Source organism: Azospirillum agricola (assembly GCF_017876095.1).
In the GTDB taxonomy this organism is placed as follows: domain Bacteria; phylum Pseudomonadota; class Alphaproteobacteria; order Azospirillales; family Azospirillaceae; genus Azospirillum; species Azospirillum agricola.
Genome location: NZ_JAGINM010000001.1, coordinates 232,311 through 258,654 on the forward strand (window position 1 = coordinate 232,311; position 26,344 = coordinate 258,654).

Below are 26,344 nucleotides of genomic sequence, written 5' to 3' on the forward strand. Positions count from 1 at the left end.
GCGCGTGGACGGTGCAGGTGCCAAGCCCAGGGGAGGATGCATGCCAGCGGAACCGGGCGGCCCAGGGGTGGTCGGCGACACGGCGGTGAAGACCGTGCTGATCGTCGAGGACAACGAGCTGAACATGAAGCTCTTCCACGACCTGCTCGAGGCGCATGGTTATCGCACCTTGCAGACGCGCGACGGGATGGAGGCGATGCGGATGGCCCGCCAGCACCGTCCCGACCTGATCCTGATGGACATCCAGCTTCCTGAGGTGTCGGGCCTGGAGGTCACGCGCTGGATCAAGGACGACGCGGAGCTGAAGGCCATTCCGGTCGTCGCCGTCACCGCCTTCGCCATGAAGGGGGACGAAGAGAAAATCCGCCAGGGCGGCTGCGAGGACTACATCGCGAAGCCGATCTCGGTCGTGAAGTTTCTTGAGACGGTTAAGAAGTTCTTGAACTGACCTTTCTTTGACGGAATCCTCACGGGATCTGATCGCTCCATGTCCGCGCGTGTCCTTGTCGTCGATGATGTTCTGCCCAACGTGAAGCTGCTCGCGGCGAAGCTGACGCGCGAGTACTTCAACGTCATCACGGCCTTCAACGGGCCGGAGGCGCTGGAGGCGGTGCGTCGGGAGTCGCCGGACATCGTCCTGCTCGACGTCATGATGCCGGGCATGGACGGGTTCGAGGTGTGCGAGAAGATCCGCTCCGACCCGGCGACGATGCACATCCCGGTGGTGATGGTGACGGCGCTGTCCGACGTCGCCGACCGCGTGCGCGGGCTGGAGGCCGGCGCCGACGATTTCCTGACCAAGCCGGTCAACGACATCGCGCTGTTCGCGCGGGTCCGCTCGCTCGTCCGCCTGAAGATGATGATGGACGAATGGCGCCTGCGCGAGACCACGTCCGGCCAGTTCGGGGTGATCGAGCGCAGCGGCACGCTGCTGAACGAATCCTTCGAGCGGGCGCGCGTCCTGGTGCTGGAGGATTCGGCGCTCGACCTCGACAAGGTGACGGAGACGCTGCTGCGCGACCACAACAGCGTCATGGCCGCCGACAGTTGCGCCAAGGCGCTGGAGCGGGCGCTGTCCGGCGAGTTCGACCTCGTGGTCATCAGCCTGACCCTGCTGAACGAGGACGGCCTGCGGCTGTGCTCGCAGCTCCGCTCGCACGAGCGGACGCGGCAGGTGCCGATCCTGCTGATGGTGGACGAGGGCGACTTGAACCACGTCGCCAAGGGGCTGGAGCTCGGCGCCAACGACTACGTCATCAAGCCGATCGACCGCAACGAGCTGCTGGCCCGCGCCCGCACCCAGATCCGCCGCAAGCGCTACCAGGAGCGGCTGCGCTCGAACTACGAGCAGAGCCTGTCGATGGCGCTGACCGACAGCCTGACCGGCGTGTTCAACCGCCGCTACGTCAACGCTCATCTGCCGCGCCTGCTGGAGCGCGCCATCGACAGCCACAAGCCGGTGTCGGTGCTGATGTTCGACATCGACCATTTCAAGGTGGTGAACGACACCCACGGCCACGCCATCGGCGACGAGGTGCTGCGCGAGGTGTCGGCGCGGTCCAGCCGCAACCTGCGCACCTTCGATCTGGTCGCCCGGCTGGGCGGCGAGGAGTTCGTCGTCATCCTGCCCGACACCGACGGGGAGGCGGCGCTGATCGTCGCCGAGCGGCTGCGCCAGCGCATCGCCGACACGCCCTTCGTCGTCTCCGCCGCCGACGCGGCCGAGATCTCGGTGACGGTCTCGATCGGCATCTCGGTCGGCGGGCTGCTGGGCGATACGGCGGAAGGGCTGATCCGCCGCGCCGACGAGGCGCTCTACGAGGCCAAGCGCTCGGGCCGCAACTGCGTCATCGCCGACGCGCGGGTCGATCTCGCGGGGTGATTCCCCGGTCTCCCGCTCCGCAAGAGGGCCGGTTTACGGCTCGGTTCCCAGCAAATAGTCGATGTCGCCGCCGTCGAGCGCGCTGACCAGACCGGCGCCCTCGATGGTCGCGGCGGACAGGCTGCCCTTGCGGCGCTGGAGGTCGATGATGCGTTCCTCCACCGTGTTGGCGGCGATCAGCTTGTAGACGAACACCGGCTTGTCCTGGCCGATGCGGTAGGCGCGGTCGGTCGCCTGGTCCTCGGCCGCCGGGTTCCACCACGGGTCGTAATGGATCACCGTGTCGGCGGCGGTCAGGTTCAGGCCGCGCCCGCCCGCCTTCAGGCTGATCAGGAAGACCGGGACCTCGCGGTTCTGGAAGCGGTTCACCGGCTCCGCCCGGTCGAGCGTGCGGCCGGTCAACTCGACATAGGGGATGGCCGCCTTCTCCAGCTCGATCTTGATCAGGTCGAGCATGGTGGTGAACTGCGAGAAGATCAGGATGCGGCGGCCTTCGGGCACCATTTCCCGCACCATCTCGGTCAGCGCCTCCAGCTTGGCGCTCTCGCGGGTTTTCGTCCCGGCCGGGTTGCCGGTGCCGATCTTCAGCAAACGCGGGTCGCAGCAGACCTGACGCAGCTTCAGCAGCGCGTCGATCACCGTGATGGCGTTGCGGCCCAGCCCGCCGCCCGACCCGTTCCCCTGACCGCCGACGGCGAGCGCCGCGCGCACCGTCTCGTTCACCGACAGGCGGATCGTCTCGTAGAGGTCGCGCTGGTCGCGGTCGAGGTCGATGCGGACCACCACCTCGGTCTTCGGCGGCAGCTCCTTGGCGACCGCCTCCTTGGTGCGGCGCAGCAGGAAGGGGCGGATGCGGCGCATCAGCAGGTTGGCCCGCGTGTTGTCGCCGCGCTTCTCGATCGGCACGCGGTAGCGCTTGCCGAACTCCTTGCGGTCGCCGAGCAGGCCGGGCATCAGGAAGGCGAACTGGCTCCACAGCTCGCCGAGGTTGTTCTCCACCGGCGTGCCGGACAGGCAGAGCCGGTGCCGCGATTGCAGCGCCGCCACCGCGCGGGTCGCCTTGCCGTCCGGGTTCTTGATCGCCTGGGCCTCGTCCAGCACCAGCATGTGCCACGCCAGCCGCTTCAGCAGGTCGACGTCGCGGGCGACGACGCCGTAGGTCGTCACCACGATGTGGGCGCGGTCGAGTTCGGACAGCTTCTCGTGCCGGTCGAGCCCGTGCAGCACCACCACCCGCAGATGCGGGGTGAAGCGTTCGGCCTCGGCGACCCAGTTCGGCACGAGGCTGGTCGGCACCACCACCAGGCAGGGGTCGGTCAGCCGCCCCTCATGCTCCTCGGTGGCGATGTGGGCGAGGGTCTGGGCGGTCTTGCCCAACCCCATGTCGTCGGCGAGGATGCCGGCGACGTCGTTGGCCCGCAGGCTCTGCATCCAGGCCAGCCCGGCGCGCTGGTAGTCGCGCAACTCGCCGCGGAAGCCGGGGGGCGGCTCCATGTCGCCCGCCAACTCGCTGTCGCGCAGCCGCTTCAGGTAGCCGTCGATCTGCGCCGTCTCGCCGGTGCGGCGGGCGATCAGGTCGTCGATGTCGAGCAGCGAATCGGCGTCGGCCAGCGGCACCTTCAGCTTGTCGCCGGCGGGGCGGCCGCTGCTCAGCATGGCGTCGAGCACGCTCATCAGCCGCTCGACCCGCTCGGCCGGCAGCGCCAGCACGTTGCCGTCGTCCAGCACGATGTGGGCGCGCCCGTCGATGATCCGGGTGGCCGACAGGCCGCCGCGCTCCACGAGCCGGGCCAGGATGGGCAGCAGCGGCCGGCGCTCGCCCTCGATCTCGACCCCGACGTCGAGGTCGAACCAGCCGTCTCCGGCGTCACGCACCGCGACCTCGACGTCGGCGCCCGGCTCGATGACCTTGGTGCCGAAATCGGCGCCGATCTCCACCGCCCAGCCGTCCCTGGTCAGGGCGGGGACCTCGGTGGCGAGGAAGGCGCGCCAGCGCTCCTCGACGTCGCGGCCGGTCAGCCAGTGGACACGGGTGCCGCGCGCGTTCAGCGAGCCCTTCGGCGGCTCGATGCGCGCCTGGGCGAAGCCGAGGCCGGACAGCCGGTCGAGCGCCGCCTGCTCCTCCGCCTTGGCGCGGCGGACGAAGGTGACGTTGCCGCGCGCGTCCTCGAAGCGGGCGAACTGGCGCTGGTCGTCGGGCTCGATCTCGGTCGTCTCGCCGGGCGCCTCGTCCGATGGATTGCCGGGCTGGTCGTCCGGGTCGCCGTAATCGAAGGACAGGCGCAGCACGTCCACCAGCCCGTCCGACGGCGTCACCACCCGGCCGAGCCGGGCGATGATCCGGGGCGAGCGCTCGACGATGTCGGCCGCCTCGGCGGCGCCGCTGCGCACGCCGGGGATGCCGCTCTCGCGGAAGGAGGGAAGGGCCGGCGCGAGACGGGGCGGCGGGGCCGGGGCGTGGCGCGACGGGGCGAACAGCCGCGACACCGGCTGGCCGGCGGGCTTGGGGTCGGGGGCGGCGGCCGGTGCGCCCGGCTTGGCCTTGGGCACCTCGACCACCTGGAGGTCGACCGGGAAGACGCTGCCGGTCGCCGAATCGACGCACCAATAGGACTGGCCCTTCACCAGCACGCTGCGCTCGGGAAGGCCGGTCGGGCGCAGCTTGCGGGTCGCCGGGTCGCGGAAGGCGCGGACGACGCGGCCGGGCGCCTCGGTCAGCGGGGTGCCGTCGCGCCAGTGCAGCCGGCCGGTGGCCAGCAGGCGGCGCAGAAGACGATCCACCGCCTCGCCCCGGCTCTTGGCGACCGGGGTGCGCGTCGAGCCGCCGCCGCCCAGCAGCCGGGCGATGGCGCGGTCGGCGTCGCCCTCCATGTCGCGCGGGGCCTTGGCGAGCACGTCGCGCGGGGTGGCCGGATCGAGTTCGCTCCGCCCCTCGGTCACGAAATCGGCGGAGATGTGGCAGGCGACCTCGCCCTGTCCGGGCTCCAGCGTCCAGCGCAGGCTGCGCGCCTGTGCAGGGGCCGGTGCAGGGGCCGGTGCTGGCGGGGGCGCTGCCGTCGGCCGTGGTGCCGCCGATGCGGGACGGATCAGCGACAGGGGCGGCGAGGGCGGTTTCGCGGCGAACGGAGCGGCCGTCCGGGACGGGGCGGCGTCGGTCGGAACCGGAGCCGCGGGCTGCGGCCGGGCCTGAACCGGAGCCGTGGCGGCGGCCGGAGGCGGCGGGGGAGGGGAGGCGGGACGGTCGACCAGATCGAACAGCGACGCCTTGCGCCATTCCGGCCGGGTCTCCAACGCCATCATCGCCGCCGCCGCCATATGGGCGCAGGCGTTGCGGCCACAGGTGCAGGTCCGCTCCAGCACGACGCCGCGCTTGCCCTGGGCCGGCGTGATCGTCACCGCCAGCCGGCGGCCGAGGTCGTTCACCTCGGCCTTGATCTGGCCGGTTCCCGGATCGCCGAGCAGCACGGCGCCGGTCATGATCAGGGTGCGCCCGCGCTGCACGGTCTTCGCCTCGAAGACACGCGTCAGGTCCTCCTGGGCGAAGGGGACGACGGCGCCGGCCGAAGGGCCGCGTGGCAGGGCATCGAACAGGGACATACGCGGTAAACGCCGAAAAACCGGAACGAAACAAAAACGGGCGGCTGGTATAGGCCCTTCCGACCGTCATCGCAAGCGCGGCGCCGGACAGGGCCGGCGGACCGGCCGCCGGAAACGCGGAAGGGAGGTGATAACACAGGATGGCCGGTCCGGCATCACCGCGCTTGGAAATAGATGTCCTGCCCATTGGTGCCGTGCCCGAAGGCGGCGAGGCGGGGAACCCCGCACAGTCCGGTTTCGGTGCGCAGCTCGGCGGCGAGCGTCCGGATGCCGGACTCGATGATCGAGGGATCGCCGGCCCGGACCATGCCGGCCAGCCCGAGCGCCACCGCCGCCAGCAGCAGCGGCGGCATCCGGGGCCGCGCCGGCGCCGGCAACGTCCGGCCGCTCCACAGGAACAGCCCGACCGTCAGCCCGCCGACCAGCAGCCCGGCGACGACCTCGGCGGCGGAGTGGGCGGAGACCAGCACGCGCGAGACCGAGATCGCCGCAACCAGCCCGACGGTCGCCAGCAGGATCAGGCCGCGCCAGCCGGGCGACCCGGCGCCGCGCGCCGCCAGCGCCCCGACCGAGCCGTAGAAGATCGTCGCGAAGGCGGCGTGCCCGCTCGGGCTGACGAAGCGGTCCTCGGGCAGGAAGGGGAAGGGCGGCAGGCCGCAGCCATGGCCGAACAGCTTCAGGCCCGCCATCACGCCCAGCCCCAACCCGGCCGCGGCCAGCCAGCGCAGCGCCAGCGGCGCCGAATGCCGGCGCCACAGCAGGGTGGCGTAGAGGGCGGACAGCGGCATCAGCAGGGTGCTGCTGCCCAGATGGGTGACGGCGTGGGTCATGGTGGCGATCATCGGCGGTCCCGGTTCCTGTCCGCTGTCCGGTCGGCGGGCTCGCCCGGCCGGCCGCAATCCTGTCCAAGACGACGGTGTTGCCGGGCTGTTAGAGTATAGCGATGGATCAGCACGCCGCCCTCACCGAATCCCTGGCCCACCCCCTGGGCTCGGCCCCGACGGCGCGGGGGGAGTACGCGCGGCTGTGGCGTGAATCGCGCTTCGACCGCATGGAGTGCCTGAACGCGCGGTTCGAGCAGCATGCATACGCGCCGCACACCCACGAGACCTATGTCATCGGCGTGATCACCGCCGGGACCGAGCTGTACCGTTACCGGGGCGTTCTCCACAGCGCCGTCGCCGGGGACGTCGTCGTCCTCAACCCGGACGAGCTGCACGACGGCCGACCGGCCGGCGAGGGCTTCGCCTACCGCATCTTCTACCCGCCGGTCGCGCTGCTCGAGCAGACGCTGGCCGACGCGCTCGGCCGCCCGGCCCGGCCCTCCTTCACCGACACCATCCTGAAGGACCCGGAGCTGTTCCGCGTCATCCAGGCGCTGCATCGCGGCCTGGAGGAACCGGGGGGCGACGCCCTGCGGCTGGAAACCGACGCGCTGCGCGCCTTCGCCGCCACGGCGCTGCGCCATGGCGACCTGACGGCCCGGCCGCGCCCCGCCGGCTCCGAGCCGCTGGCGGTGCGGCGTGCCCGCGACTATCTCGACAGCCATCTCGACGCGGTGGTCGAGCTGGCCGACCTCGCCGAGGCGGTGGGGCTGAGCCGCTTCCATCTCCTGCGGGTGTTCCGCGCGGCGGTGGGGACGACGCCGCACGGCTACCTGACCGACCGCCGGGTCCATCGCGCCAAGGAGATGCTGGGCGGCCCGCTGCCGCTGGCCGAGATCGCCGCCGCCTGCGGCTTCTGCGACCAGGCGCATCTGAACCGGGTGTTCAAGGCGCGGGTCGGGGTGGCGCCCGGCCAATACCGGCGCGGCAGCAATCCTGTCCAAGACGGGCGGAGCGCCGCCGCCTAGCTTGCGGGGCATGAACGCTCCAATCCCATCCCCTCCGGTGCCCGCCCGGCGCGAGTTCGCGCTCGGCGCCGTCCATGCCCTGCCCATCGTGGTGGGGGCCGTTCCCTTCGGGCTGCTGCTCGGCAGCCTCGCCGCCAAGGCCGGCATCTCGCCGCTGGAGATGGGGCTGATGAGCGGCCTCGTCTTCGCCGGCAGCTCGCAGTTCGTCGCGGTCGAGCTGTGGAGCAAGGGCGCCGCCGGGGCGGCCGTCGCCGGAAGCATCCTGCTGGTCAATCTGCGGCATCTCCTGATGGGGGCGACGCTGGCGCCGCGTCTGGCCGGCCGGCCGCCGCTGCGGGTCGGGGCGGCGCTGTTCCTGATGGCCGACGAGGTGTGGGCGCTGGCGCTGCGCCGGGGCGAGGCGCTGACCTTCGCCTACTGGTTCGGGGTCGGGCTGACGCTCTATGTGGCGTGGCTGGCGAGCACGGTGGCCGGAACCTTGGCCGGCGCGCTGATCGCCGATCCCGCCGCCTGGGGGCTGGACTTCACCTTCATCGCGGTCTTCCTGTGCCTGCTGGCGGGATTCTGGAAGGGGGCGGGGTCGCTGCCGCCCTGGCTGGCCAGCGCCGGCGCGGCGCTGGGCGCGCACGCGCTGATGCCGGGCGGGCCCTGGCACATCGTGGCCGGCGCGCTGGCCGGCGGCGCCGTGGCCGCGTGGCGGGGGAGGGCGTCGTGATGGATGGACCGATCGACGGCGCGCTTCTGGCGGTGATCCTGGCCGGGGCGCTGGCGACCTGGCTGACGCGAGTCGGCGGCCCCTGGCTGATCGCGCGCATCCGGCTGGGGCCGGCGGCGAGCGCCGCCCTAGAGGCGACGCCCGGCGCGGTGCTGGTGGCGCTGGTGGCGCCGGCGGCGCTGTCGCGGCCGTCCGACGCGCTGGCGGCGGCCTTCGTGTGCCTGATCGCCCGGCGCGTGCCGATGGCCGTTGCCGTGGTGGCGGGCGTGGTCGCCGTCGTGGTGCTGCGGCGGGTGATGTGAGCGCCTTCTTCCGTTCCGGAAGAGGGCGCCGTTACCTCTCGGCGCCGCTGTCGCGCAGGGCCTTGTCGGCCTTGCGCTGGTCCTCGGCGGCTTCGCGGGACATCTCCTCGCCGATGCGCGGGTCGATGCGCTTGGCCTCCTCGATCAGCTCGCGGGCCTTGCGGGGGTCGCCCTCGGCCGCGCGGTCCAGCGCCTCCTCGGCGATCTCGTGGGCCTTCTTGTGCTCGGGCGTCTGTTCATGCCTGGTCGTCATCGTGGCGTCTCCTTGCGTTTGTTCGGTTGCGGCGCACTCGCTCAATGCAGCAGTCCGTTGCGCCGGGCGGTCGAGGGCGGAGAGGGGCGGGAGGCGCCGGCATCGTCGCCGTCCTCCCCGGGCATCCTCTCGTCGATGGTCGTGTCGGCGGCGTCCTGCATGGCCTCGGCCTGCCGGCGGATCGCGTTGGCGCGGTCGCGGCAGTCGGCCTCGTGGCAGTTGGCCTCGATGAAGGCGGCCGCCTGCTCCGTCACCGCCAGGGTTTCGAGAACCTCGTCCATCGTGTCCTCCAACGCCTCGACGTCGATCTGCTCATCGCTTTTCGGGTCGGTCATTGGGGGCTCCCATCCTGCTTCCGTGTGGTTTGCGGATGCCTTCAGCCAACAGGAAGGGGCAGCGCGGGTTCCCGTTTTGGCGCTGCACAAAAATTTTGGAATGGCCGGGAATAGATCGCCGGCCCCCCTCGTTGATGCGGGTGTCCGGTGGCGCACGGCCACCTCAATTAGGGCATCGCGAACTCCCCATGAGCAACCCGAAGAACCCGATGCGGTCCGCTGCCATCGCCGCCGCGCTGCTGGCCGTGACCGCCGGCCACGCGTCCTTCTGGTCCTGGCGCAACGCGCCGACGCCGGTGGAGGCCGAGCCCGGACGCATCGAATCGGTGTCCTACTCGCCGTCCGGCCGGGATTACGATCCCAACCATTCGCCCGTCGTGCCGCGCGCCGAGCTGGAAAAGGACATGACCGCCATCGCCGGCTTCGCCGACGGGGTGCGCACCTACTCCACGCTGGGTTCGCAGGGGCAGGTTCCCGAGATCGCGGTGTCCAAGGGCCTCGACGTCACCATCGGCGTCTGGCTGAGCAAGGACATGGCCCGCAACGAGCAGGAGGTCATCCGCGCCATCGCGCTGGCCAAGACCGTGCGCGGCATCAAGCGGATCGTCGTCGGCAACGAGACCCTGCTGCGCGCCGAGCTGACCGACGCCGAGCTGGCCCGCTACATCCAGCGGGTGCGGGCCGCCGTTCCCGCCTCGATCAAGGTCGGCACTGCCGACGTCTGGTCGGAGATGGTCAAGGCCAACGCCACGGTGAAGGCGTCGGACTTCATGGGCGTCCACGTCCTGCCCTACTGGGAAGGCGTGCCGGCCGCCGACGCGCTGACCTGGATCCGCGACCGGCTGGACACCGTGCGCAAGTCGCACCCCGGCAAGCCGCTCTATGTCGGCGAGGTCGGCTGGCCGTCGGGCGGCGAGAATTTCCACGACGCCTTCCCGACGCCGGAGGCCCAGGCCGCCGTCGTGCGCGGCTTCGCGGCGGAGGCCAACGCGCTCGGCATCCATTACAACGTGGTCGAGGCGTTCGACGGCATCTGGAAGTCGACCATCGAGGGCTCGCCCGGCCCGAGCTGGGGCGTGCTCGACGCCGACCGCGCGCCGAAATGGTCGATGACGGGGCCGGTCGCCGCGTCCCATGGCGAGAAGGTCGGCGCCGGGGTGGCGATCGCCGTCGGCCTCGCGCTGTCGCTGTTCGTCGCCTTCCGCCGCCGGACCAACACCGGCTTCGCGCTGGCCGCCTCGCTCGGCGCCAACGTCATCGGCTTCGCCGTCGGCTCGGCGGTGGCCGGGGCCTACGCCGAATACCTGACCTTCGGCGCGCTGACCACCTGGGGCTCGGCCTTCGCGCTGGGCGCCCTGATGATGAGCGTCGCCTTCGCCGATCTGGTCGACGTCGCCCGCCGGCTGCTGACCGGCCGCGCCCCGGCCCTGCTGCCCCGCGCCGTCCCGGCCGCCGCCGCGGATCACCAGCCGGCCCACACCCCCATGGTCTCGATCCACGTCGCCGCCTGCCGCGAGCAGCCCGACGTGCTGGGCGCCACCCTGACCTCGCTGTCGCGGCTCGACTACCCGAACTACGAGGTCGTCGTGCTGGTCAACAACACCGAGGAGGAGCATCTCGTCCGCCCGGTGGAGGAGCTTTGCCAGGCGCTCGGGCCCAAGTTCAAGTTCCACTGGTACAAGACGATTTCCGGCTTCAAGGCCGGCGCCCTGAACGCCGCGCTGCGCCACACTGACCCGGCCGCCGAGATCGTCGCCGTGCTCGACGCCGACTACACCGTGTCGCGCGACTGGCTGTCGAAGCTGGCCCCGGTCTTCGCCGATCCGTCGGTCGGCATCGTCCAGGCCCCGCAGGAGCACCGCGACGGCCACGAGACGGCGCTGAAGGCGGCGATGACCGCCGAGTACCGCCCCTTCTTCGACGTCGGCATGCAGGAAGGGCTGTCGAACCAGGCCTTCATCTGCCACGGCACCATGATCATGCTGCGCCGCTCCGCCATGGACCAGGTCGGTGGCTGGTCGGAGGCCGGCATCTGCGAGGACACCGAACTCGGCCTGCGCATCCTGTCGGCCGGCTACCGCGCCGCCTACACCGACGAGCGGCTGGGCGAGGGGCTGGCCCCCGACAACTTCATGCAGTTCCGCAAGCAGCGCGACCGCTGGGTGTTCGGCTCGACGCAGATCGTCCGGGCGCACTGGACGAAGTTCCTGCCGGGCGCCAAGGGCCTGACCGCCGGCCAGAAGCTGGGCTACGTCACCAACTGGATCCGCTGGTGGTCCGACGCGGTCGGCGTGTTCGCCGCGGTCGCCGCCGTGGTCTGGACCTTCGCCTCGCTGGTCCTGCCGCTGCACCTGCCGCCGGTCGCCGCCACCGCCGCCGTGCTGGGCGCGCTGGTTCTGCGCGCCGGGTCGAGCCTGCTGGCCGCGCGCTACGCCTCGGGCAACTCGTGGAGCCACAGCCTGGGCGCCTGCGCCGTCGGCATGGCGCTGTCCACCACGGTGGCTCTGGCCGCGCTGCGCGGTCTGGTCCGCAGCAAGGACGCCTTCCGGGTGACGGCCAAGGGCGGCAAGCGGTCGAAGGGGGCCTTCTGCGCCCGGCCGGAGGCCATCCTGTCGGTCGCGCTGATCGCCGCCTCGGCCACCGCCGCCCTGGTCAACCCGCTGGGCACCCTGGCGCTGGAGCTGTGGTCGATCCTGCTCGCCGCCATGGCGGTGCCCAACCTGATGGCGGTCGGCTTCGCCGTCGCCGACATGCTGCCGGTCCGCGAGGCCCGTCCGGCGCCGGTTCCGGCCACGGAGCAGCCCTCCACCGCCTCGCAGGCGATCGCCGCCTGACAGTTCCGGCCGATCCCACCTTTGTACCTCTCACCCCCGCCCGCAAGGGCGGGGTTTTTTTGTGCGTGGAGTCGTTCCAATTGTGACGCTCAAGGATTGCCTTTGCATTCCTCGGAGTGCGATTTTACAGAGTGGTTGCGCCAAAAATTCCAACGCTTTGGTTGCTCCCGCCCCGCCGCCGCACCCGTCCGCCCCTTCGGCCGGGTCTTCAACGGAACGATCCCACCGATGAGCGACCGCCCGCAGAATCTTCTGTACGCCCTGGACGAGCGTCCCCCGGCCCGCGTCACCGCCGTTCTGGCGACGCAGCACATGGTGCTGGGGCTGATGATGATCATGTATCCGGTCATCATGGCCGCCGAGATCGGGCTGGACGGCGACGCCACCAGCGCCTTCGTCACCACCGCCATCCTCGCGGTCGGTCTGGCGACGATCCTCCAGGCGACGCCCATCGGCAGCGGTTTCCTGGCGGTGGCGCTGCCCAACCCGGTCATCATGCCGGTCTTCATCGCCACCGCGCGCTCCGGCGGGCTGGGGGCGGCGGCCGGCACGCTGGCGGCCAGCGCCGTCCTGCAACTCGGCCTCGCCAAGCTGCTGCCGCGCCTGCGCTCCTACCTGCCGCCGGAGGTGTGCGGCGTGTCGGTGCTGATGCTGGGCGTCTCGATGGTGAAGGGCGCGGGGGAGCGCGCCGTCGGCTACCAGCCGGGTGTCGGGCCGGGCGGCGATCTGGTGGACGCGCGGGCGATGGCGGTGGCTGGCACGACGCTGGCGGTCATCATCGGCCTGTCGATCTGGGGCAAGGGGCGGGTGCGGCTCTACGCCATGCTGGCCGGCTGCGCCGCCGGCTACGGGCTGGCCCTGTGGTTCGGGCTGATCGACGCGGCGGCGCTGGCGCGGGTCGCCGACGCGCCGCTGCTGGCGCTGCCGGTTCCCGCCTTCCCGCGCCTGTCGGTCAGCCTGGAAGCGCTGCTGCCGATGGTCATGATCATGCTGATCTCGGTGATGGACGGGGTCGGCTGCATCATCACGCTGGACAAGATGAACCGGGCGCACTGGTCGCGCACCGACATGCCCAAGGTCAGCCGCGGCGTCTTCGCCGAGGGCTTGGCCAGCCTCGCCAGCGGGCTGTCGGGCGGCAGCAGCGTCGGCTTCTCCTCCGCCAACATCGGGTTGGAGTTCGCCAGCGGCGTCACCGCGCGGGTGGTCGGGCTGGCGGCGGGGGCGGCGCTGATGGCCGCCGCCTTCGTGCCGAAGATCACCGCCGCGCTGATCCTGATGCCCGGCCCGGTCATCGGCGCCGTGCTGATCTACACCGCCGCCTGCCTGATCACGGCCGGCATGGACCTGATCATGTCGCGCATGATGAACGACCGCCGGGTGATGGTGGTCGGCCTGTCGGTGATCCTCGGCGTCAGCGTCACGGCTCTGCCCGGCCTCTACCACGGGGTGCCGGGCTGGATCGCGCCGATCTTCCATTCCGAGGTGACGGTGGCGGCGCTGGCGGCCCTGCTGCTCAACATGCTGTTCCGCATCGGCGTCCGCCAGCGGGCGGTCTTCGACTACGACCCGCGGACCATGCGCTCGTCGGAGGTCCACGACTTCTTCGAGCGGCAGGGCGGCGTCTGGGGCGCCCGGCGCGAGGTGGTCGCCCGCGCCGTGCTGGCGACGCTGGAGGCCATCGACGTGCTGACGCGCGAGGGGCTGGCCCGCGAGACGGTGCAGATCGACGCCAGCTTCGACGAGCTGAACCTCGACGTGCTGCTGCGCTACCGTGGCGGGGCGCTGTCTGTGACCGACGAGGCCGTCGACGTCGCCGACCTGCTGGACGCCGACGACGAGGCGCTCGACCGCCACATGCGCGGCATCGCCGGGCGTCTGATCAAGCGGGCCGCCGACCGGGTCGTCGCCTCCGCCAGGGGGGAGAACAGCCAGCTTCTGCTGCATTTCGCCCACTGATCGCCCGCGCATCGAAGACTCCGGCGGGGCAGCTTCGGAAAAAACGGAGAGGTGGGCCGTCTTGCCCCCACTCCCACCAAGGTCAAACTTGCCGGGTTTCGCGCTTCGTGCCTACCATCGCCGATGGAAGGTTTGAACAGGGGAGCAGGCCGTGCATGTCGCGAACCCGTCTCTTGCGTTGCCGAACATCGTGCTGACCGATGAAAGCCTCGGCCGTCTTTCGGACTGGCTGGCCGTGCAGACCGGAGCCTCCCGCGTCACGGTGACCGATGAGGGGCGGCTCGGCGGGGCGGTCGCGTTCAACCTCGCCCTCACCCTGGACGTCGACGGCGGTCCCCGTGCCGGGCGCCACGCCTGCGTGCTGCGGGCGGAATCCGCCGGGCGGCTCGCCGCCAGCATCGGCCGGCGGCGCGAGTTCGCCGTGCTGTCGGCGGCCGTCGCCGGCGGCGTGCTGGCGCCGGAGCCGCTGTTCTTCTGCGACGACCCCGGCGTTCTCGGGCCGGATTTCCTCATCATGCGGCGGGCCGAAGGCGCCGGCGGCGGCTTCAACGTCGTCAAGGCCGACGCGCCGGAGCCGGAGCTGGCGCGGGAACTGGGCCGCCAGCTCGGGCTGCTGCACCGGGTGATGCCCGGCGCGCCCGGGTTGGAGCGGCTGCCCGAGCCGCCGGCCTGTCCGGCGCAGGAGGCCATCGCCCAGCTCCGCGACTGGATCGGCGATCTGGCGCGGCGCGATCCGGTGCTGGCCTGGGGCCTGCGCTGGCTGGAGGTGAACGCGCCGCCGCCCGACGCGGTGGTGCTGTGCCACCGCGACTTCCACGGCGGAAACTGTCTGGTCAAGGACGGCCGCCTCAGCGCGATCCTCGATTGGGAGTTCGCAGGCTTCGGCGACCCGATGGAGGATCTCGCCTGGTTCTGCGCCCGCTCCTGGCGTTTCCGCCGCCTCCATCGCGACTCCGGCGGCGGTGGCGATCGCGACGACCTCTACGCCGGCTACGAGGAAACCTCGGGACGCCGGGTCGACCCGCGACGCGTCGCCTATTGGGAGACCGCCGCCTATCTGCGCTGGGCCGCCGTCGCCCTCCAGCAGGGGGAGCGCCACTGTTCCGGGGCCGAGCCGTCGCTGGAGCTGGCCCTGACCGGACGCAGGCTGCCGGAGATCGAGATGGAACTGCTGCGCCACCTGCGCGCCCAGGGATGGGCGGACAAAGCCGCCGCCACCCCGGAGCCCGCCGCCACTCCCGCCGACCCGCCCGAGGCGGCGTCGGACGCTCCTGTCGAGAGGGTGGCCTGATGCGGACCGGGCCCGATGCCTTCGCCCTGCTCGACATCGCTCTGGCCACCCTGCGCGGCGAGGTGCTGCCCAACGTCGCGCCGGAAGGCCGCTACGCCGCGCTGATGGTCGCCGACGCGCTGGACATCGCCGGTCGGGAGCTGCGCGGCATCGACGCCTCCGGCCACGCGATGCTGGCGGCGCTCGCCCCGCTCTATGGCGAGGACGCCGACGACACGCTGGCCGGCGACGAGCTGCGCACCCGCGTCGAGGCGTTGCAGCACCGCCTGTGCATCGAGATCGCCGCCGGCGACTTCGACCATGACGGCCAGGACACGCTGATGGACACGCTGGAGGCCCTCGTCCGGGCACGGCTGGTCATCGCCAACCCGAAGGCGGCGTAACGGCCGGAGGCTGGCGGGAGATGGCGGCAGCGCGGGGATTCCGGACAAGCCAGCGCTCGACAGACGCCCTGGTCGCCGCCATATAATCGGTTCCTGTTCCGTACCTCCCGCACACACCGATCCGGACCGATCCGACCCATGGCCAGCCCCGTCCTGTCCGCCATTCCCGCCAAGCCGCTCGCGAAGCTGGAGCCCGGAAAGCCCTTCGCCATCGTGTCGGAGTATGTTCCGGCCGGCGACCAGCCGAACGCCATCGCCGAACTGACGGCCGGGCTCGGCAACGGGGAGCGCGATCAGGTGCTGCTCGGCGTCACCGGCTCGGGCAAGACCTTCACCATGGCGCACGTCATCCAGAAGGTTCAGCGGCCGACCCTGGTGCTGGCGCCGAACAAGACGCTGGCGGCCCAGCTCTATGGCGAGATGAAGTCCTTCTTTCCGAACAACGCGGTGGAATACTTCGTCTCCTACTACGACTATTATCAGCCGGAAGCCTACGTCCCGCGCACCGACACCTACATCGAGAAGGAATCCTCGATCAACGAGCAGATCGACCGCATGCGCCACGCGGCGACGCGCTCGCTGCTGGAGCGCGACGACGTCATCATCGTCGCCTCGGTGTCCTGCATCTACGGCATCGGCTCGGTCGAGACCTATTCGGAGATGACGGTCGACATCCGCAAGGGCGAGGTGATCGCCCAGCCCGACCTGCTGCGCAAGCTGACCGAGCTGCAATACAAGCGCAACGACGCCGCCTTCGGGCGCGGCCTGTTCCGCGTGCGCGGCGACACGGTGGAACTGTTCCCCGCCCACATGGAGGACCGCGCCTGGCGCATCTCCCTGTTCGGCGACGAGATCGAGGGCATCCACGAGATCGATCCGCTGACCGGCGAAAAGCTGGCGGCGCTGGAGGCGGTGCGCGTCTACCCCAACAGCCACTACGTCACCCCGAAGCCGACGCTCAACCAGGCGATCGCCCAGATCAAGAAGGACCTGAAGGACCGGCTGGAGGAGTTCGCCGCCGAGGGCAAGCTGCTGGAGGCCCAGCGGCTGGAGCAGCGCACGACCTTCGACATCGAGATGATGGCGGCCACGGGGGCTTGCGCCGGCATCGAGAACTACTCGCGCTACCTCACGGGCCGGGCGCCCGGCGAGCCTCCGCCGACCCTGTTCGAGTATCTGCCCAAGGACGCCCTGCTGATCGTCGACGAAAGCCACGTCATGGTGCCGCAGATCGGCGGCATGTACCGGGGCGATCTGATGCGGAAGTCGACCCTGTCCGACTATGGCTTCCGCCTGCCCAGCGCCAAGGACAACCGTCCGTTGAAGTTCGAGGAATGGGAAGGGATGCGGCCGCAGACGGTCTTCGTCTCCGCCACCCCCGGCCCGTGGGAGATGGAACGCACCGGCGGCGTCTTCACCGAGCAGCTCGTCCGCCCGACCGGCCTGATCGACCCGCCGGTGATCGTCCGCCCGACCGAGACCCAGGTCGACGATCTGATCGGCGAGTGCAAGGAGGTCGTCGCCAAGGGCTACCGCGTGCTGGTGACGACCTTGACCAAGAAGATGGCCGAGGCGCTGACCGAATACATGCACGAGGCGGGTCTGCGGGTCCGCTACATCCACTCCGACGTCGAGACGCTGGAGCGCATCGAGATCATCCGCGACCTGCGGCTCGGCGCCTACGACGTGCTGGTCGGCATCAACCTGCTGCGCGAGGGCCTGGACATCCCGGAATGCGCGCTGGTGGCGATCCTGGACGCGGACAAGGAAGGCTATCTGCGCTCCCGGACCTCGCTGATCCAGACGATCGGCCGCGCCGCGCGCAACGTCGAGGGCCGCGCGATCCTCTACGCCGACAAGATCACCGACAGCATGAAGTACGCCATCGACGAGACGGCGCGGCGTCGCGAGAAGCAGCAGGCCTACAATCTGGAGCACGGCATCACGCCGGAGTCGGTCAAGAAGGCCATCGGCGACATCATGGAGAGCGTCTACGAGCGCGGCGACCATGTGACGGTGAAGACCGGCCTCAACGCCGGCGAGCTGGTCGGCCACAATCTGAAGACGGTGATCGCCGATCTGGAGAAGCGGATGCGCGCCGCCGCCGCCGACCTGGAGTTCGAGGAGGCCGCCCGCCTGCGTGACGAGCTGCGCCGGCTGGAGGCGATGGATCTCGGGCTGGAGACGCCGGGCAGCATCGGCATCAGCAGCGCGCGGCAGGGGCGGGGTATTCCGGAAGGCGCCCCGAAGAAGCAGGGGCAGGGCCGTCGGCGCCGGGGGCCGTGAGGATTCGGCGTGGGGGCCGTAGCCGCCGCCTCACACATCCACGATCGTGTGCGGCCTGAGCGCCCCGTCGATCGTCAGCAGCAGATGCAGATAGACCGCGACCTTGCGCGCCTGCTCGGTGTTGCGGGCCAGACACTCCCGCAGTTGGCGCGCCAGTATGGCGTTGTCGGTGGCATCTTCCGGCGTGACGGCGGCTAGGCTGGTGGCCGCCTGGACGATGTGGTCGTGATCGACCGCAACGCCGGAGGCTGGGGATTCCAGAAGCCGCTTCGCCAGTGTCTCCCCGTCGGCTTCGCGCGCAGGGGGTGGCGTGGCTGGCGGCGGACGGGCCGTCAGATGGGCGCGCAGGTTCGATTTCAGCCGCGCCCGCTGGGGTTCGTCCAGCCCGTCGAAACGGTCGACCTCGTCGAACAGCAGATCGTAGAGACGCCGCCGCTGTGGGTTGGGCGGGTTGCGGTCGCGCCGCTCCTGCCGGGGGTTGCGTTGCTGCTCGCGCTCGGTGGCGCTGCCGGTCCGCTGGACGGCGGAGGTCGGGGACACCGTGGTCCGGCGGACGGTGAAGTCCGGTTGGCCGAAAAGATTGCTCGCCATGGCGGACCTCCGGGGTTGTGGGCCCTGGGATCCAGTCTGGCAGAGTTCAGGGTCCGGTCAAGCCGAACCAACGGCCGCCACGACCAACGGCGGCACCTTCGCCGTTGGTCGTGGCGGCCGTTGGTCGTGGCATGGCATCGATCAGTCGGCGGCGCCGGTGCCGAGCGCGTCCTTGACCGGCTCCGGGCGGCGCTTGCCGAACTTCAGGTTGGGGAAGACGTTGATCAGCGCGGTGATGAAGGCCGCGAGGTAGGGCAGGGACTGCACCACCAGCAGGCCCGACCACATGAAGGCGTCGCGGTTCTCGTGCCCGAACACCATCACGATCGCCAGCGCGGCACCCCACAGCGACACCAGCAGCACCAGCTCCTCGCGCGCCATCAGGAAGGCCTGCATCAGCGCCGGCTGGTCCTCGCACTTGGGCGTGCGGACGAAGGGGCGGCCGGAGGTGAAGATGCCGAGCCACATGGCGCGGCCGACCGTGTGGGTCAGCGCCATGCCGGCGACCGCCGCCCCCACCTTGTCCCAGAAGCCGCACTTCACCCGCGCCTCGTACAGCCACAGCGAGGCGCCGACCTTGAAGGCGAAGACGCTCAGTGTCGGGATCATGAAGACGTTGGGCGGGAACTCGAAATATTTCGGGAAGGCCATCAGCCCGATGGACCACAGGATGCCGGCGATGCCGAAGATCATGTGGGCGGCGTCGGCGAACCAGGGCAGCCAGCCGGTGATGAAATGGTACTTCTGCCCGGCGGTCAGTTCCTTGGCGCCCGGCGAGAGCTGCTTCCAATGGTGCTTCAGGATCTGCACCGCACCGTAGGCCCAGCGGAAGCGCTGAGTCTTGTAGGCGGAGAAGCTGTCGGGGACGAGGCCCTTGCCGTAGCTCTCCGGCATGTAGACGGCCTCGTATTTGTGCTCGAACAGGCGCAGGCCGAGGTCGGCGTCCTCGGTGATGCACCACTCGCCCCAGCGGCCGACGCCTTCCAGCGCCGACTTGCGGATGATGGTCATGGTGCCGTGCTGGATGATCGCGTTGCGCTCGTTGCGCTGGATCATGCCGATGTGGAAGAAGCCGGCGTATTCCCAGTTGATCATGCGCTGGAACAGGTCGCCTTCCCACTCGCGGTAGTCCTGCGGCGACTGCACGAAGCCGACCTCCGGCCGGCTGAAATGCGGGATGGTCGCCTTCAGCCAGTCGGGATGAACCTGATAGTCGCTGTCGATGACGGCGATGTGCTCGGCGTCCGTCGCGGTCTGGGCGAGGCCGAAATTCAGCGCGCCGGCCTTGAAGCCCGGCCAGTTGTCGAGGTGGAAGAAGCGGAAGCGCGGGCCGAGTTGCCGGCAATACTCCTCGACCGGGCGCCAGACCGCCGGATCCTTGGTGTTGTTGTCGAGCAGCAGCACCTCGAAGTTCGGGTAGTCGAGCCGGGCCAGCGCGTCGAGAGTCTGGATGACCATGTGCGGCGGCTCGTTGTAGCAGGGCACATGGATCGACACCTTCGGCGCGTTCGGCAGCGGGGCGGCCGAGCAGGGGACGAACTTGCGCTTGAACTTCGACTGCCAGACGACCTCGGTCAGCTCCATGCCGTCGATCAGCATGACCGCGAACAGCACGAGCTGGCAGAAGATCAGCAGGCCCCAGGCGATCTCGGTGGTGAGCGCGAGGCCGGCGGCCGAGGCGGCGCTGACCGTGAAGACGAGGACGGAGGCGACGGCCTGGATCAGCGCGCCGTAGAAGATCTGCCCGCCGATCTTCAGGTCGCCGCCGCGGCGCCACAGGAAGAACACCAGCGGCAGGAAGCCGAGAGCGACGGCGGTGGCGCACTTGACCTGCCAGTTGCGGACCTCCTGCACCCCGCCGATCATCGGGAACTTGGGATTGCGCTGGAAGTCCCACAGGCCCCAGCTGGTGCCGGCGGTGCCCTCGATCTCCCGCTTCCAGGGCTGATCGAAGGCCTCCATGATGAAGTAGTCGAGCTTGTTCTGGGCGGCGACGTTCAGGAAGTTGCGGATGAACTTCGCCTGGTTGACCTGGCTGGCTTCCGCGCCTCGGCGCCACGGGCCGTCGGCCGGCCAGCCGATCTCGCCGATCAGGATGTGCTTGTTCGGGTATTTGGCCTTCAGCTCGTTGTAGCGGAACATGGCGTAATCGACCGACTGGTCGACCGGCACGCCTTCCCAATAGGGCAGCAGGTGGACGGCGAGGAAGTCGACCGCCTCGACCAGTTCGGGGTGCTTGAGCCAGACGTGCCATGGTTCGGCGGTGGAGACCGGGACGTTGACCTTCTTCTTCACCCGCTTGATGTAGTCGATGGCCTGCGGGACGGTGATGTCGGCGCGCAGGATCGCCTCGTTGCCGACCAGGACGCGGCGAACGTTGCTGTTGGCGCGCGCCAGCTTGATCAGGCCGGCGATCTCCGGCTCGTCGATCTCGGGCTTGCCGGCGATCCAGGCTCCGGCCGTCACCGGCAGGCCGTGCTTGCGGGCGATGGGGGCGACCTGCTCCGACCCGTCGGTGGCGGAGTAGGTGCGCACCCCCTTCACGGCGCCGTCGAGCGCCACCATGTCCTTCTCGATGTCGTCGGCGGTCGCCTTGTCGCCCTTGGACGGGCTCTTGTCCGGATGGAACGGGGTGTAGCCGACGCCGTTGATGGCGCCCGCCCAGGAGCGTTCGGAGACCGGGCGGTTCCACAAGGCCCAGGCCCCGACATTGCCGAGAATCACCAGGATCAGGACCGCAAACGCCGATTTGCGCATGTGAATCGTTCTCGCTCGCCGCACCAAGTTTCATCCGGACGCGGCGGCCGGTCCGCCGCGCCCACCGTCACAAAACCGAAAAGGCCCGCTGGAAATGGCGCAGGGGCAGCCACGCCGCCCCGACCATCGCCTCGGACCGAACCCGTTTCACCAGCAACCAACCACGTCTGCGGAATGCTCTCTCTCGTGCGTCCCCGGCCGCCGGCCCGTTTCGGCGCTTGCTGCCGGGGGCGGTTGGGCTGAAGATCACGCCGCATCTATACAGGCTTCGCGGTCGCGCTGCCACTGCCGGCTTGAACAGGCAGCCATCCGCTTTATTCCGTCTTTGTCCGTCACGCGAAAGAGACAATCCATGGTGTCGCTGCACGAACGGCTTCAGGCCGACACGGTTCCGGTCCTCGATCTGGCGCTGTGCCGGGTGCTGCTGATGAACAACCGGGTCTGGCCCTGGCTGATCCTGGTGCCGCTGCGCGAGGGGGCGGTGGAGATGCATCGCTTGGCCGTGGAGGACCGCGCGACGTTGACGGAGGAGCTGGCGCTGGCCTCGCGGGTCGTCGAGAATCTGTTCGCGCCCGACAAGCTGAACGTCGGGGCGCTGGGCAACATGGTGCCGCAGTTGCACATCCACGTCATCGGCCGGACGCGCGGCGATCCGGCCTGGCCGGGGCCGGTCTGGGGATCGGGCCACGCCGAGCCCTACGAGGCGGGGGAGCGCGAGGCGCTGGTCGGTCGGCTGGCGGCGGCGTTCCGTGCTCCGGCTGCGTGAGGGAAGCCGGCCGGCGCTGTTGAAGCCTCCGTCAACGACCAGAAGGAGGACGCGCCATGGCCGACCGCAAGCAGGATGCCCCGTCCGACGCCGCGCAGCGGATCGAGGACAAGCTCGTCGAGGAGACCGGCAAGGCGTCGGGCGATCCCGACAAGCCGGTCGAGAGGAAGTGGGACGAGATGGGCGAGAAGCCGGAGATCAAGCGGGAGAGTGGGCGGGAGAGCGGGCGGGCCTGACCCGGTTTTCGCTCACACCGCCGGAAACAGCATCACCCGCTTGGCGTCCACCACGGCGGCCAGTTCCTCGCCGGGCTTGACGTCGACATGGCCGGGCAGGCGGGCGTGGACTTCCCCGCCGTCGTCCTTGCCGGGCAGGTCGAGGCAGATGCGGGTCGAGGCGCCGAGGAAGCTCGAATGCCGGACCCGCACCGGCACGGCGTCGGGCCGCTCGCCGAGCGGGGCCAGCGCCATGTCCTCGATGCGGCAGGCGACCTCGACGCGGGTGCCGCTCTCCAGCGCGGGCGTGGCGAAGCGGCCGAGGGGGGTCGTCAGATGTCCGTCCTCGACCGTCGCCTCGAAGCGGTTGACCTCGCCGAACAGGCGGGCGACGAAGCTGTTGGCCGGGTTGCGGTAGAGATCCAGCGGGGTGGCGGTCTGGACGATGCGGCCGGCCTCCATCACCACGACGCGGCTGCCGATCTCCATCGCCTCTTCCGGGTCGTGGGTGACGACGATGGTGGCGATGCCCGACGCGCGGATCAGCCGGACGACCTCCCCGCGCACCGAGCGGCGGAGCTGTTCGTCGAGCGCCGAGAAGGGCTCGTCGAGCAACAGCACCTGCGGGTCGCGGGCCATGGCGCGGGCCAGCGCCACGCGCTGCTGCTGGCCGCCCGACAGGGTGTGCGGGTAGGCGTCGGCGTAGCGCGCCAGCCCCATCAGCTCCAGCAGTTCGGCGACGCGCCGGCTGCGCTCGGCGCGCGGCCTGTCGGTCTGGCCGAAGGCGATGTTGCCGGCCACCGTCAAATGCGGGAACAGGGCGAAATCCTGGAACATCATGCCGACCGGGCGCTTTTCCGGCGGCAGCGAGCGCTCCGCCGTGGCGAGCGTCGTTCCGCCCACGGCGATCGTGCCGGCCTGCACCGTCTCAAGCCCGCTGATCAGACGCAGCAGGGTCGATTTGCCGCAGCCCGACGGGCCGACGATGCAGACCACCTCGCGCGGGGAGACGCTGAGCGAGACGTCGTCGACCGCGCGGTGGCGGCCGTAATGGTGGGTGATGCCGGTCAGGACGACGGTGGGGGCGGAGAATTCGGTCATCGGTTGCGGTCGGGCCTGGGAATCGCTGCGAAAACGAAGCGGCCCCGCGTCGTGCAACGCGGGGCCGCCACCATGTCACTTCCAGCCGGCGCGGTCCATGATGCGGAGCGCCTGCGGGGTGTGGTCGGCGAAGGACGCCGCGTTGACGTCGGCCGCCTTGAAGTCGCCGAGCTTGATCAACTCGGGGTGCGGCTTCACCGCCGGGTTGACCGGGAATTCCATGTTGCCGTCGGCGAACATGCGCTGGGCCTCGGGGCTCAGCAGATGCTCCAGCAGCTTGCGGGCGTTCTCTGCGTTCGGGGAGGTTTTCACCACGCCGGCGCCCGACAGGTTCACGTGGGTGCCGCGGTTGCCCTGGTTCGGGAAGATCACGCCGATCTTCTCGGCGACCGCGCGGTCCTCCTGCTTGGCCGACGTGATCAGCTTGCCGACATAGTAGGTGTTGGCGAGCGCCAGATCGCCCTCGCCGACGGCCACCGCCTTGATCTGGTCGGTGTCGCCGCCCTGCGGTTGGCGGGCGAGGTTGGCGACGAGGCCCTTGACCCAGGCTTCCGCCTTCTCCTCGCCGTCCGCGTCGATGATCGAGGCGGTCAGCGCAAGGCTGTAGGGGTGGGTGCCGCTGCGGGTCAGGACCTGGCCCTTCCACTCGGGCTTGGCGAGATCCTCGTAGTCCTTGATCTGCTCCGGCTTCACCCGGTCCTTGGCGTAGACGATGATGCGGGCGCGGGTCGACAGGCCCCACCAGGCGCCGTTGGGATCGCGCAGGTTGGCCGGCACCTTGATGGCGTCCAGCGCCGGCGAGGTCACCGGGGCGAGCAGCCCTTCCTTGGCGGCGGCGGCGAGGCGGCCGGCGTCCACCGTGATGAAGAGATCGGCCGGGCTGCCGGCGCCTTCCGACTTGATGCGCTGGATCAGCTCGTCGTGGTTGCCCTCGATGATGTTGACCTTGATGCCGGTCGCCTTGGTGAAGGTCTCATAGATCGCGCGGTCGGTGTTGTAATGGCGCGAATTGTAGACGTTGACTTCCTGCGCCTGGACCGAAGCGGCGGCAAAGGCGCCGAACGCGAAGGTCAAACCGGCGATCTTCCTGGCGAACATGATTTACTCCCGGACTGCGAAGCGGCCTCACATCTGGTGCAAATGGATATCATTTGCAAGAGGTCGCGTCGAGCTTGGAATCACTCCAATTTCGCGGGCCGGGGCAGGTTTCGGAGCGTGGGCGGGAGCGGCCGATCCAACCGCTTTTCGGCACGTCATGCCCGTGCTTGGCATGGGCATCCACGGGCGAATCCCATGTTTCCGCGTGGATGACCGGGGCAAGCCCGGTCATGACGGCAAGGCACCGGAAAGCCCTGTCGATTTCAGCCGCCGTGGCCGGGGCGGGAGGCGGCGATGGTGCGGCTCAGATAAATGACCGGAGCCAAGCCGACCAGCACGATGACCAGAGCCGGCAGGGCGGCGTCGTCCAGCCGCTCGGTCGAGGCCATGCGGAAGGCTTCGATGGCCAGCGTGTCGAAGTTGAAGGGGCGCAGGATCATCGTCGCCGGCAATTCCTTGCAGATGTCGACGAAGACCAGCATGGCGGCGCTCAGCAGGCTGGGGCGCAGCAGCGGCAGATGCACCCGGCGCAGCACCTGGAACGGGCTGTGGCCGAGCGAGCGGGCCGCCCCCTCCAGGTTGGGGCCGATCTTGGCGAAGCCGGATTCCAGCGGGCCGTAGGCGACGACGAAGAAGCGGATCAGATAGCCGTAAAGGATACCGACGATGGTGCTGCCGAGCAGCGTGCCGACCGACCAGCCGGCCCAGTCGTGCAGCAGCCCGACCGCCAGCAGGATGCCGACGGCGATCACCGTGCCCGGCGTCGCGTAGCCGAGCGAGGCGAGGCGCACCGCCCCAAGGGCCAGCCGGCTGCGGTCGTGGCGCACGCCGTGGATCACCAGCAGCGCCGTACCGACCACCAGGGCGGCACCGCTGGCCCCGAGGATGACGGTGTTGGCGACCAGATCGGTGAAGCGCGCCATCGTCAGTTCGGTCTCGCCGCGCAGCACCATGCGGATCAGCACCGCGCCGGGCAGCAGGAAGCCGAAGAAGACCGGCGTCAGGCAGACGGCCCAGGCGGCGGCGGTGCCGCGCCGCGACAGGCGCGGGGCGGGCAGGGCGCGGTAGCGGCTGGTGGTCTGGTGGAAGCGCATCCTGCCGCGCGACAGCCGTTCCAGCCCGACCAGCGCCAGCACGAACAGCAGCAGCACGGCGGCGAGTTGCGCCGCCATCGTCGGGCTGTGGACGGCGAACCAGGTGCGGTAGATGCCGACCGTGAAGGTGTCGATTCCGAAATAGCTGACGGCGCCGAAATCGGCCAGCGTCTCCATCAGCGCGTAGCCGACCCCGGCGACCAGCGCCGGGCGGGCGAGCGGCAGGGCGACGCGGCGGAAGGCGCCGAAGGCGGAGCAGCCGAGCGTGCGCCCGGCCTCCAGCACGCAGACCGACTGTTCGAGGAAGGCGGCGCGGGCCAGGACATAGACGTAGGGGTAGAGCACCGAGGCCAGCACCAGCCCGGCGCCCCAGGCGCTGCGGATCTCCGGGAACCAGTAGTCGCCGCGCCGCCAACCGAAGGTGGCGCGCAGCCAGCTCTGCACCGGGCCGGCGAACTGGAGGAAGTCGGTGTAGGTGTAGGCCATGACGTAGGCCGGCATGGCGAGCGGCAGCAGCAGCAGCCATTGCAGCAGGGTGCGGCCGCGGAAATCGTGCATCGTCACGGTCCAGGCGCAGGCGGTGCCGGTGACCAGCGTGGCCGAGCCGACGATGCCCAGCAGGATCAGCGTGTTGGCGATGTAGTCCGGCAGCACGGTGCGGGCCATGTGGCTCCACAGGTCGCCGGTGGACGTGAAGGACTGCGCGAAGACCGCCAAAATGGGAACGGCGATCAGGATCGCGAGAAGGAAGGCGAGAAAGCCGGTCGGACCGATGCGCGAGAGAAGGCGGCGGGGGGATAGGGACGGGGAGCCGGGGGACTTCGCGTCGGTCGCCATCGCCATGCGTCGGGGGTCCTTCGTGGTGCTTTCGACAGAAAACCCTGTTCCCGACCGTGTTTTCGCAGGGAAAAGCCGGGATGGGCCAAGCGTCTTAGAACACGCGCACCACCAACCGTCCAGAGCATTCCGGCGCGTCATGCCCGTGCTTGACACGGGCATCCACGGGCGAACGTAGGCTTCCGCATGGATGACCGGG

21 protein-coding genes are annotated in these 26,344 nt (G+C 70.2%); 12 read left to right on the top strand and 9 right to left on the bottom strand.

Annotated features, from left to right (window positions below; all coding sequences use genetic code 11):
- Positions 1 to 40: 40 nt before the first annotated feature.
- Positions 41 to 448 carry a response regulator gene (locus tag J2847_RS01150; protein WP_085556273.1) on the top strand — a complete coding sequence of 136 codons (408 nt, stop codon included), beginning with the start codon at positions 41 to 43 and terminating at the stop codon, positions 446 to 448.
- 39 nt (positions 449 to 487) lie between these two features.
- Positions 488 to 1,882: a PleD family two-component system response regulator gene (locus tag J2847_RS01155; protein ID WP_209776404.1), complete on the top strand. Its 1,395-nt coding sequence runs from the start codon at positions 488 to 490 to the stop codon at positions 1,880 to 1,882.
- Between the two features lie 33 nt (positions 1,883 to 1,915).
- Here J2847_RS01155 and J2847_RS01160 read toward each other — a convergent pair whose 3' ends face one another.
- Both J2847_RS01160 and J2847_RS01165 read right to left on the bottom strand, forming a co-directional pair.
- A complete protein-coding gene (locus J2847_RS01160; RefSeq protein ID WP_209776405.1) occupies positions 1,916 to 5,479 on the bottom strand; it encodes an SNF2-related protein in 3,564 nt (1,187 codons plus the stop codon).
- Between the two features lie 155 nt (positions 5,480 to 5,634).
- Positions 5,635 to 6,321 (bottom strand): phosphatase PAP2 family protein, encoded by a 687-nt coding sequence (locus J2847_RS01165; protein ID WP_209776406.1) that lies wholly within the window; start codon positions 6,319 to 6,321, stop codon positions 5,635 to 5,637.
- A 101-nt stretch (positions 6,322 to 6,422) separates the two neighbouring features.
- Between J2847_RS01165 and J2847_RS01170 the strand changes: the two genes are divergently transcribed.
- From J2847_RS01170 to J2847_RS01180, 3 genes are read left to right on the top strand one after another with little or no spacing between them, the layout of a single operon-like run.
- Positions 6,423 to 7,331: an AraC family transcriptional regulator gene (locus J2847_RS01170; RefSeq protein ID WP_209776407.1), complete on the top strand. Its 909-nt coding sequence runs from the start codon at positions 6,423 to 6,425 to the stop codon at positions 7,329 to 7,331.
- Between the two features lie 10 nt (positions 7,332 to 7,341).
- Complete coding sequence (locus J2847_RS01175) at positions 7,342 to 8,046, top strand: AzlC family ABC transporter permease (protein ID WP_211114562.1); 705 nt, start codon at positions 7,342 to 7,344, stop codon at positions 8,044 to 8,046.
- On the top strand, positions 8,046 to 8,348 hold the full coding sequence (locus tag J2847_RS01180; protein WP_085556279.1) for an AzlD domain-containing protein: 303 nt from the start codon (positions 8,046 to 8,048) through the stop codon (positions 8,346 to 8,348). The genes J2847_RS01175 and J2847_RS01180 overlap by 1 nt, the downstream gene beginning before the upstream one ends.
- A 31-nt stretch (positions 8,349 to 8,379) precedes the next feature.
- Here the strand turns inward: J2847_RS01180 and J2847_RS01185 are convergent, their stop codons facing one another.
- Together J2847_RS01185 and J2847_RS01190 are read right to left on the bottom strand one after the other, a co-directional pair.
- Positions 8,380 to 8,601 (bottom strand): hypothetical protein, encoded by a 222-nt coding sequence (locus J2847_RS01185; protein ID WP_209776409.1) that lies wholly within the window; start codon positions 8,599 to 8,601, stop codon positions 8,380 to 8,382.
- Between the two features lie 41 nt (positions 8,602 to 8,642).
- Entirely contained in the window at positions 8,643 to 8,936 is a 294-nt protein-coding gene (locus J2847_RS01190) for a hypothetical protein (RefSeq protein WP_209776410.1), read from the bottom strand.
- A gap of 188 nt (positions 8,937 to 9,124) precedes the next feature.
- Between J2847_RS01190 and J2847_RS01195 the strand changes: the two genes are divergently transcribed.
- From J2847_RS01195 to uvrB, 5 genes are all read left to right on the top strand, one after another.
- On the top strand, positions 9,125 to 11,770 hold the full coding sequence (locus J2847_RS01195) for a glycosyltransferase (RefSeq protein ID WP_209776411.1): 2,646 nt from the start codon (positions 9,125 to 9,127) through the stop codon (positions 11,768 to 11,770).
- Positions 11,771 to 11,998: 228 nt separating this feature from the next.
- Positions 11,999 to 13,726, top strand: a complete 1,728-nt coding sequence (locus tag J2847_RS01200) for a solute carrier family 23 protein (RefSeq protein ID WP_209776412.1) — start codon at positions 11,999 to 12,001, stop codon at positions 13,724 to 13,726.
- A 151-nt stretch (positions 13,727 to 13,877) separates the two neighbouring features.
- Positions 13,878 to 15,017, top strand: coding sequence for a phosphotransferase family protein (locus tag J2847_RS01205; RefSeq protein ID WP_325169292.1), 1,140 nt, complete (start codon positions 13,878 to 13,880; stop codon positions 15,015 to 15,017).
- Positions 15,017 to 15,400: a DUF6285 domain-containing protein gene (locus tag J2847_RS01210; RefSeq protein WP_209776413.1), complete on the top strand. Its 384-nt coding sequence runs from the start codon at positions 15,017 to 15,019 to the stop codon at positions 15,398 to 15,400. Before J2847_RS01205 ends, J2847_RS01210 begins: the two co-directional genes overlap by 1 nt.
- Positions 15,401 to 15,538: 138 nt before the next feature.
- Positions 15,539 to 17,686 carry an excinuclease ABC subunit UvrB gene (gene uvrB, locus J2847_RS01215; protein ID WP_209776414.1) on the top strand — a complete coding sequence of 716 codons (2,148 nt, stop codon included), beginning with the start codon at positions 15,539 to 15,541 and terminating at the stop codon, positions 17,684 to 17,686.
- A gap of 30 nt (positions 17,687 to 17,716) precedes the next feature.
- Here the strand turns inward: uvrB and J2847_RS01220 are convergent, their stop codons facing one another.
- Entirely contained in the window at positions 17,717 to 18,277 is a 561-nt protein-coding gene (locus J2847_RS01220) for a hypothetical protein (protein ID WP_209776416.1), read from the bottom strand.
- Between the two features lie 141 nt (positions 18,278 to 18,418).
- The gene (locus J2847_RS01225) at positions 18,419 to 21,034 is read right to left on the bottom strand and encodes a glycosyltransferase (RefSeq protein ID WP_209776418.1); all 2,616 of its coding nucleotides are present in this window, start codon (positions 21,032 to 21,034) and stop codon (positions 18,419 to 18,421) included.
- 352 nt (positions 21,035 to 21,386) lie between these two features.
- Here J2847_RS01225 and J2847_RS01230 point away from each other — a divergent pair, with 352 nt between their 5' ends.
- Both J2847_RS01230 and J2847_RS01235 read left to right on the top strand, forming a co-directional pair.
- Positions 21,387 to 21,800, top strand: a complete 414-nt coding sequence (locus J2847_RS01230) for an HIT domain-containing protein (RefSeq protein WP_209776419.1) — start codon at positions 21,387 to 21,389, stop codon at positions 21,798 to 21,800.
- 56 nt (positions 21,801 to 21,856) lie between these two features.
- Positions 21,857 to 22,036: a hypothetical protein gene (locus J2847_RS01235; protein WP_209776420.1), complete on the top strand. Its 180-nt coding sequence runs from the start codon at positions 21,857 to 21,859 to the stop codon at positions 22,034 to 22,036.
- Positions 22,037 to 22,048: 12 nt separating this feature from the next.
- On the opposite strand, the gene J2847_RS01240 is transcribed toward J2847_RS01235, so the two are convergent.
- The 3 genes from J2847_RS01240 to J2847_RS01250 form a co-directional block, all read right to left on the bottom strand.
- A complete protein-coding gene (locus J2847_RS01240; RefSeq protein ID WP_209776422.1) occupies positions 22,049 to 23,116 on the bottom strand; it encodes an ABC transporter ATP-binding protein in 1,068 nt (355 codons plus the stop codon).
- 75 nt (positions 23,117 to 23,191) lie between these two features.
- Positions 23,192 to 24,214, bottom strand: a complete 1,023-nt coding sequence (locus tag J2847_RS01245; protein ID WP_209776423.1) for a Fe(3+) ABC transporter substrate-binding protein — start codon at positions 24,212 to 24,214, stop codon at positions 23,192 to 23,194.
- A gap of 263 nt (positions 24,215 to 24,477) precedes the next feature.
- Positions 24,478 to 26,151 carry an ABC transporter permease gene (locus tag J2847_RS01250; protein WP_209776428.1) on the bottom strand — a complete coding sequence of 558 codons (1,674 nt, stop codon included), beginning with the start codon at positions 26,149 to 26,151 and terminating at the stop codon, positions 24,478 to 24,480.
- Positions 26,152 to 26,344: the final 193 nt, after the last annotated feature.

Bases quoted from the DNA above. Each gene is read 5' to 3' on its own strand.
- J2847_RS01150 (WP_085556273.1), top strand. From the start codon at position 41: ATGCCAGCGGAACCGGGCGGCCCAGGGGTGGTCGGCGACACGGCGGTG.
- J2847_RS01155 (WP_209776404.1), top strand. From the start codon at position 488: ATGTCCGCGCGTGTCCTTGTCGTCGATGATGTTCTGCCCAACGTGAAG.
- J2847_RS01160 (WP_209776405.1), bottom strand. From the start codon at position 5,479: ATGTCCCTGTTCGATGCCCTGCCACGCGGCCCTTCGGCCGGCGCCGTC.
- J2847_RS01165 (WP_209776406.1), bottom strand. From the start codon at position 6,321: ATGATCGCCACCATGACCCACGCCGTCACCCATCTGGGCAGCAGCACC.
- J2847_RS01170 (WP_209776407.1), top strand. From the start codon at position 6,423: ATGGATCAGCACGCCGCCCTCACCGAATCCCTGGCCCACCCCCTGGGC.
- J2847_RS01175 (WP_211114562.1), top strand. From the start codon at position 7,342: ATGAACGCTCCAATCCCATCCCCTCCGGTGCCCGCCCGGCGCGAGTTC.
- J2847_RS01180 (WP_085556279.1), top strand. From the start codon at position 8,046: ATGGATGGACCGATCGACGGCGCGCTTCTGGCGGTGATCCTGGCCGGG.
- J2847_RS01185 (WP_209776409.1), bottom strand. From the start codon at position 8,601: ATGACGACCAGGCATGAACAGACGCCCGAGCACAAGAAGGCCCACGAG.
- J2847_RS01190 (WP_209776410.1), bottom strand. From the start codon at position 8,936: ATGACCGACCCGAAAAGCGATGAGCAGATCGACGTCGAGGCGTTGGAG.
- J2847_RS01195 (WP_209776411.1), top strand. From the start codon at position 9,125: ATGAGCAACCCGAAGAACCCGATGCGGTCCGCTGCCATCGCCGCCGCG.
- J2847_RS01200 (WP_209776412.1), top strand. From the start codon at position 11,999: ATGAGCGACCGCCCGCAGAATCTTCTGTACGCCCTGGACGAGCGTCCC.
- J2847_RS01210 (WP_209776413.1), top strand. From the start codon at position 15,017: ATGCGGACCGGGCCCGATGCCTTCGCCCTGCTCGACATCGCTCTGGCC.
- uvrB (WP_209776414.1), top strand. From the start codon at position 15,539: ATGGCCAGCCCCGTCCTGTCCGCCATTCCCGCCAAGCCGCTCGCGAAG.
- J2847_RS01220 (WP_209776416.1), bottom strand. From the start codon at position 18,277: ATGGCGAGCAATCTTTTCGGCCAACCGGACTTCACCGTCCGCCGGACC.
- J2847_RS01225 (WP_209776418.1), bottom strand. From the start codon at position 21,034: ATGCGCAAATCGGCGTTTGCGGTCCTGATCCTGGTGATTCTCGGCAAT.
- J2847_RS01230 (WP_209776419.1), top strand. From the start codon at position 21,387: ATGGTGTCGCTGCACGAACGGCTTCAGGCCGACACGGTTCCGGTCCTC.
- J2847_RS01235 (WP_209776420.1), top strand. From the start codon at position 21,857: ATGGCCGACCGCAAGCAGGATGCCCCGTCCGACGCCGCGCAGCGGATC.
- J2847_RS01240 (WP_209776422.1), bottom strand. From the start codon at position 23,116: ATGACCGAATTCTCCGCCCCCACCGTCGTCCTGACCGGCATCACCCAC.
- J2847_RS01245 (WP_209776423.1), bottom strand. From the start codon at position 24,214: ATGTTCGCCAGGAAGATCGCCGGTTTGACCTTCGCGTTCGGCGCCTTT.
- J2847_RS01250 (WP_209776428.1), bottom strand. From the start codon at position 26,151: ATGGCGATGGCGACCGACGCGAAGTCCCCCGGCTCCCCGTCCCTATCC.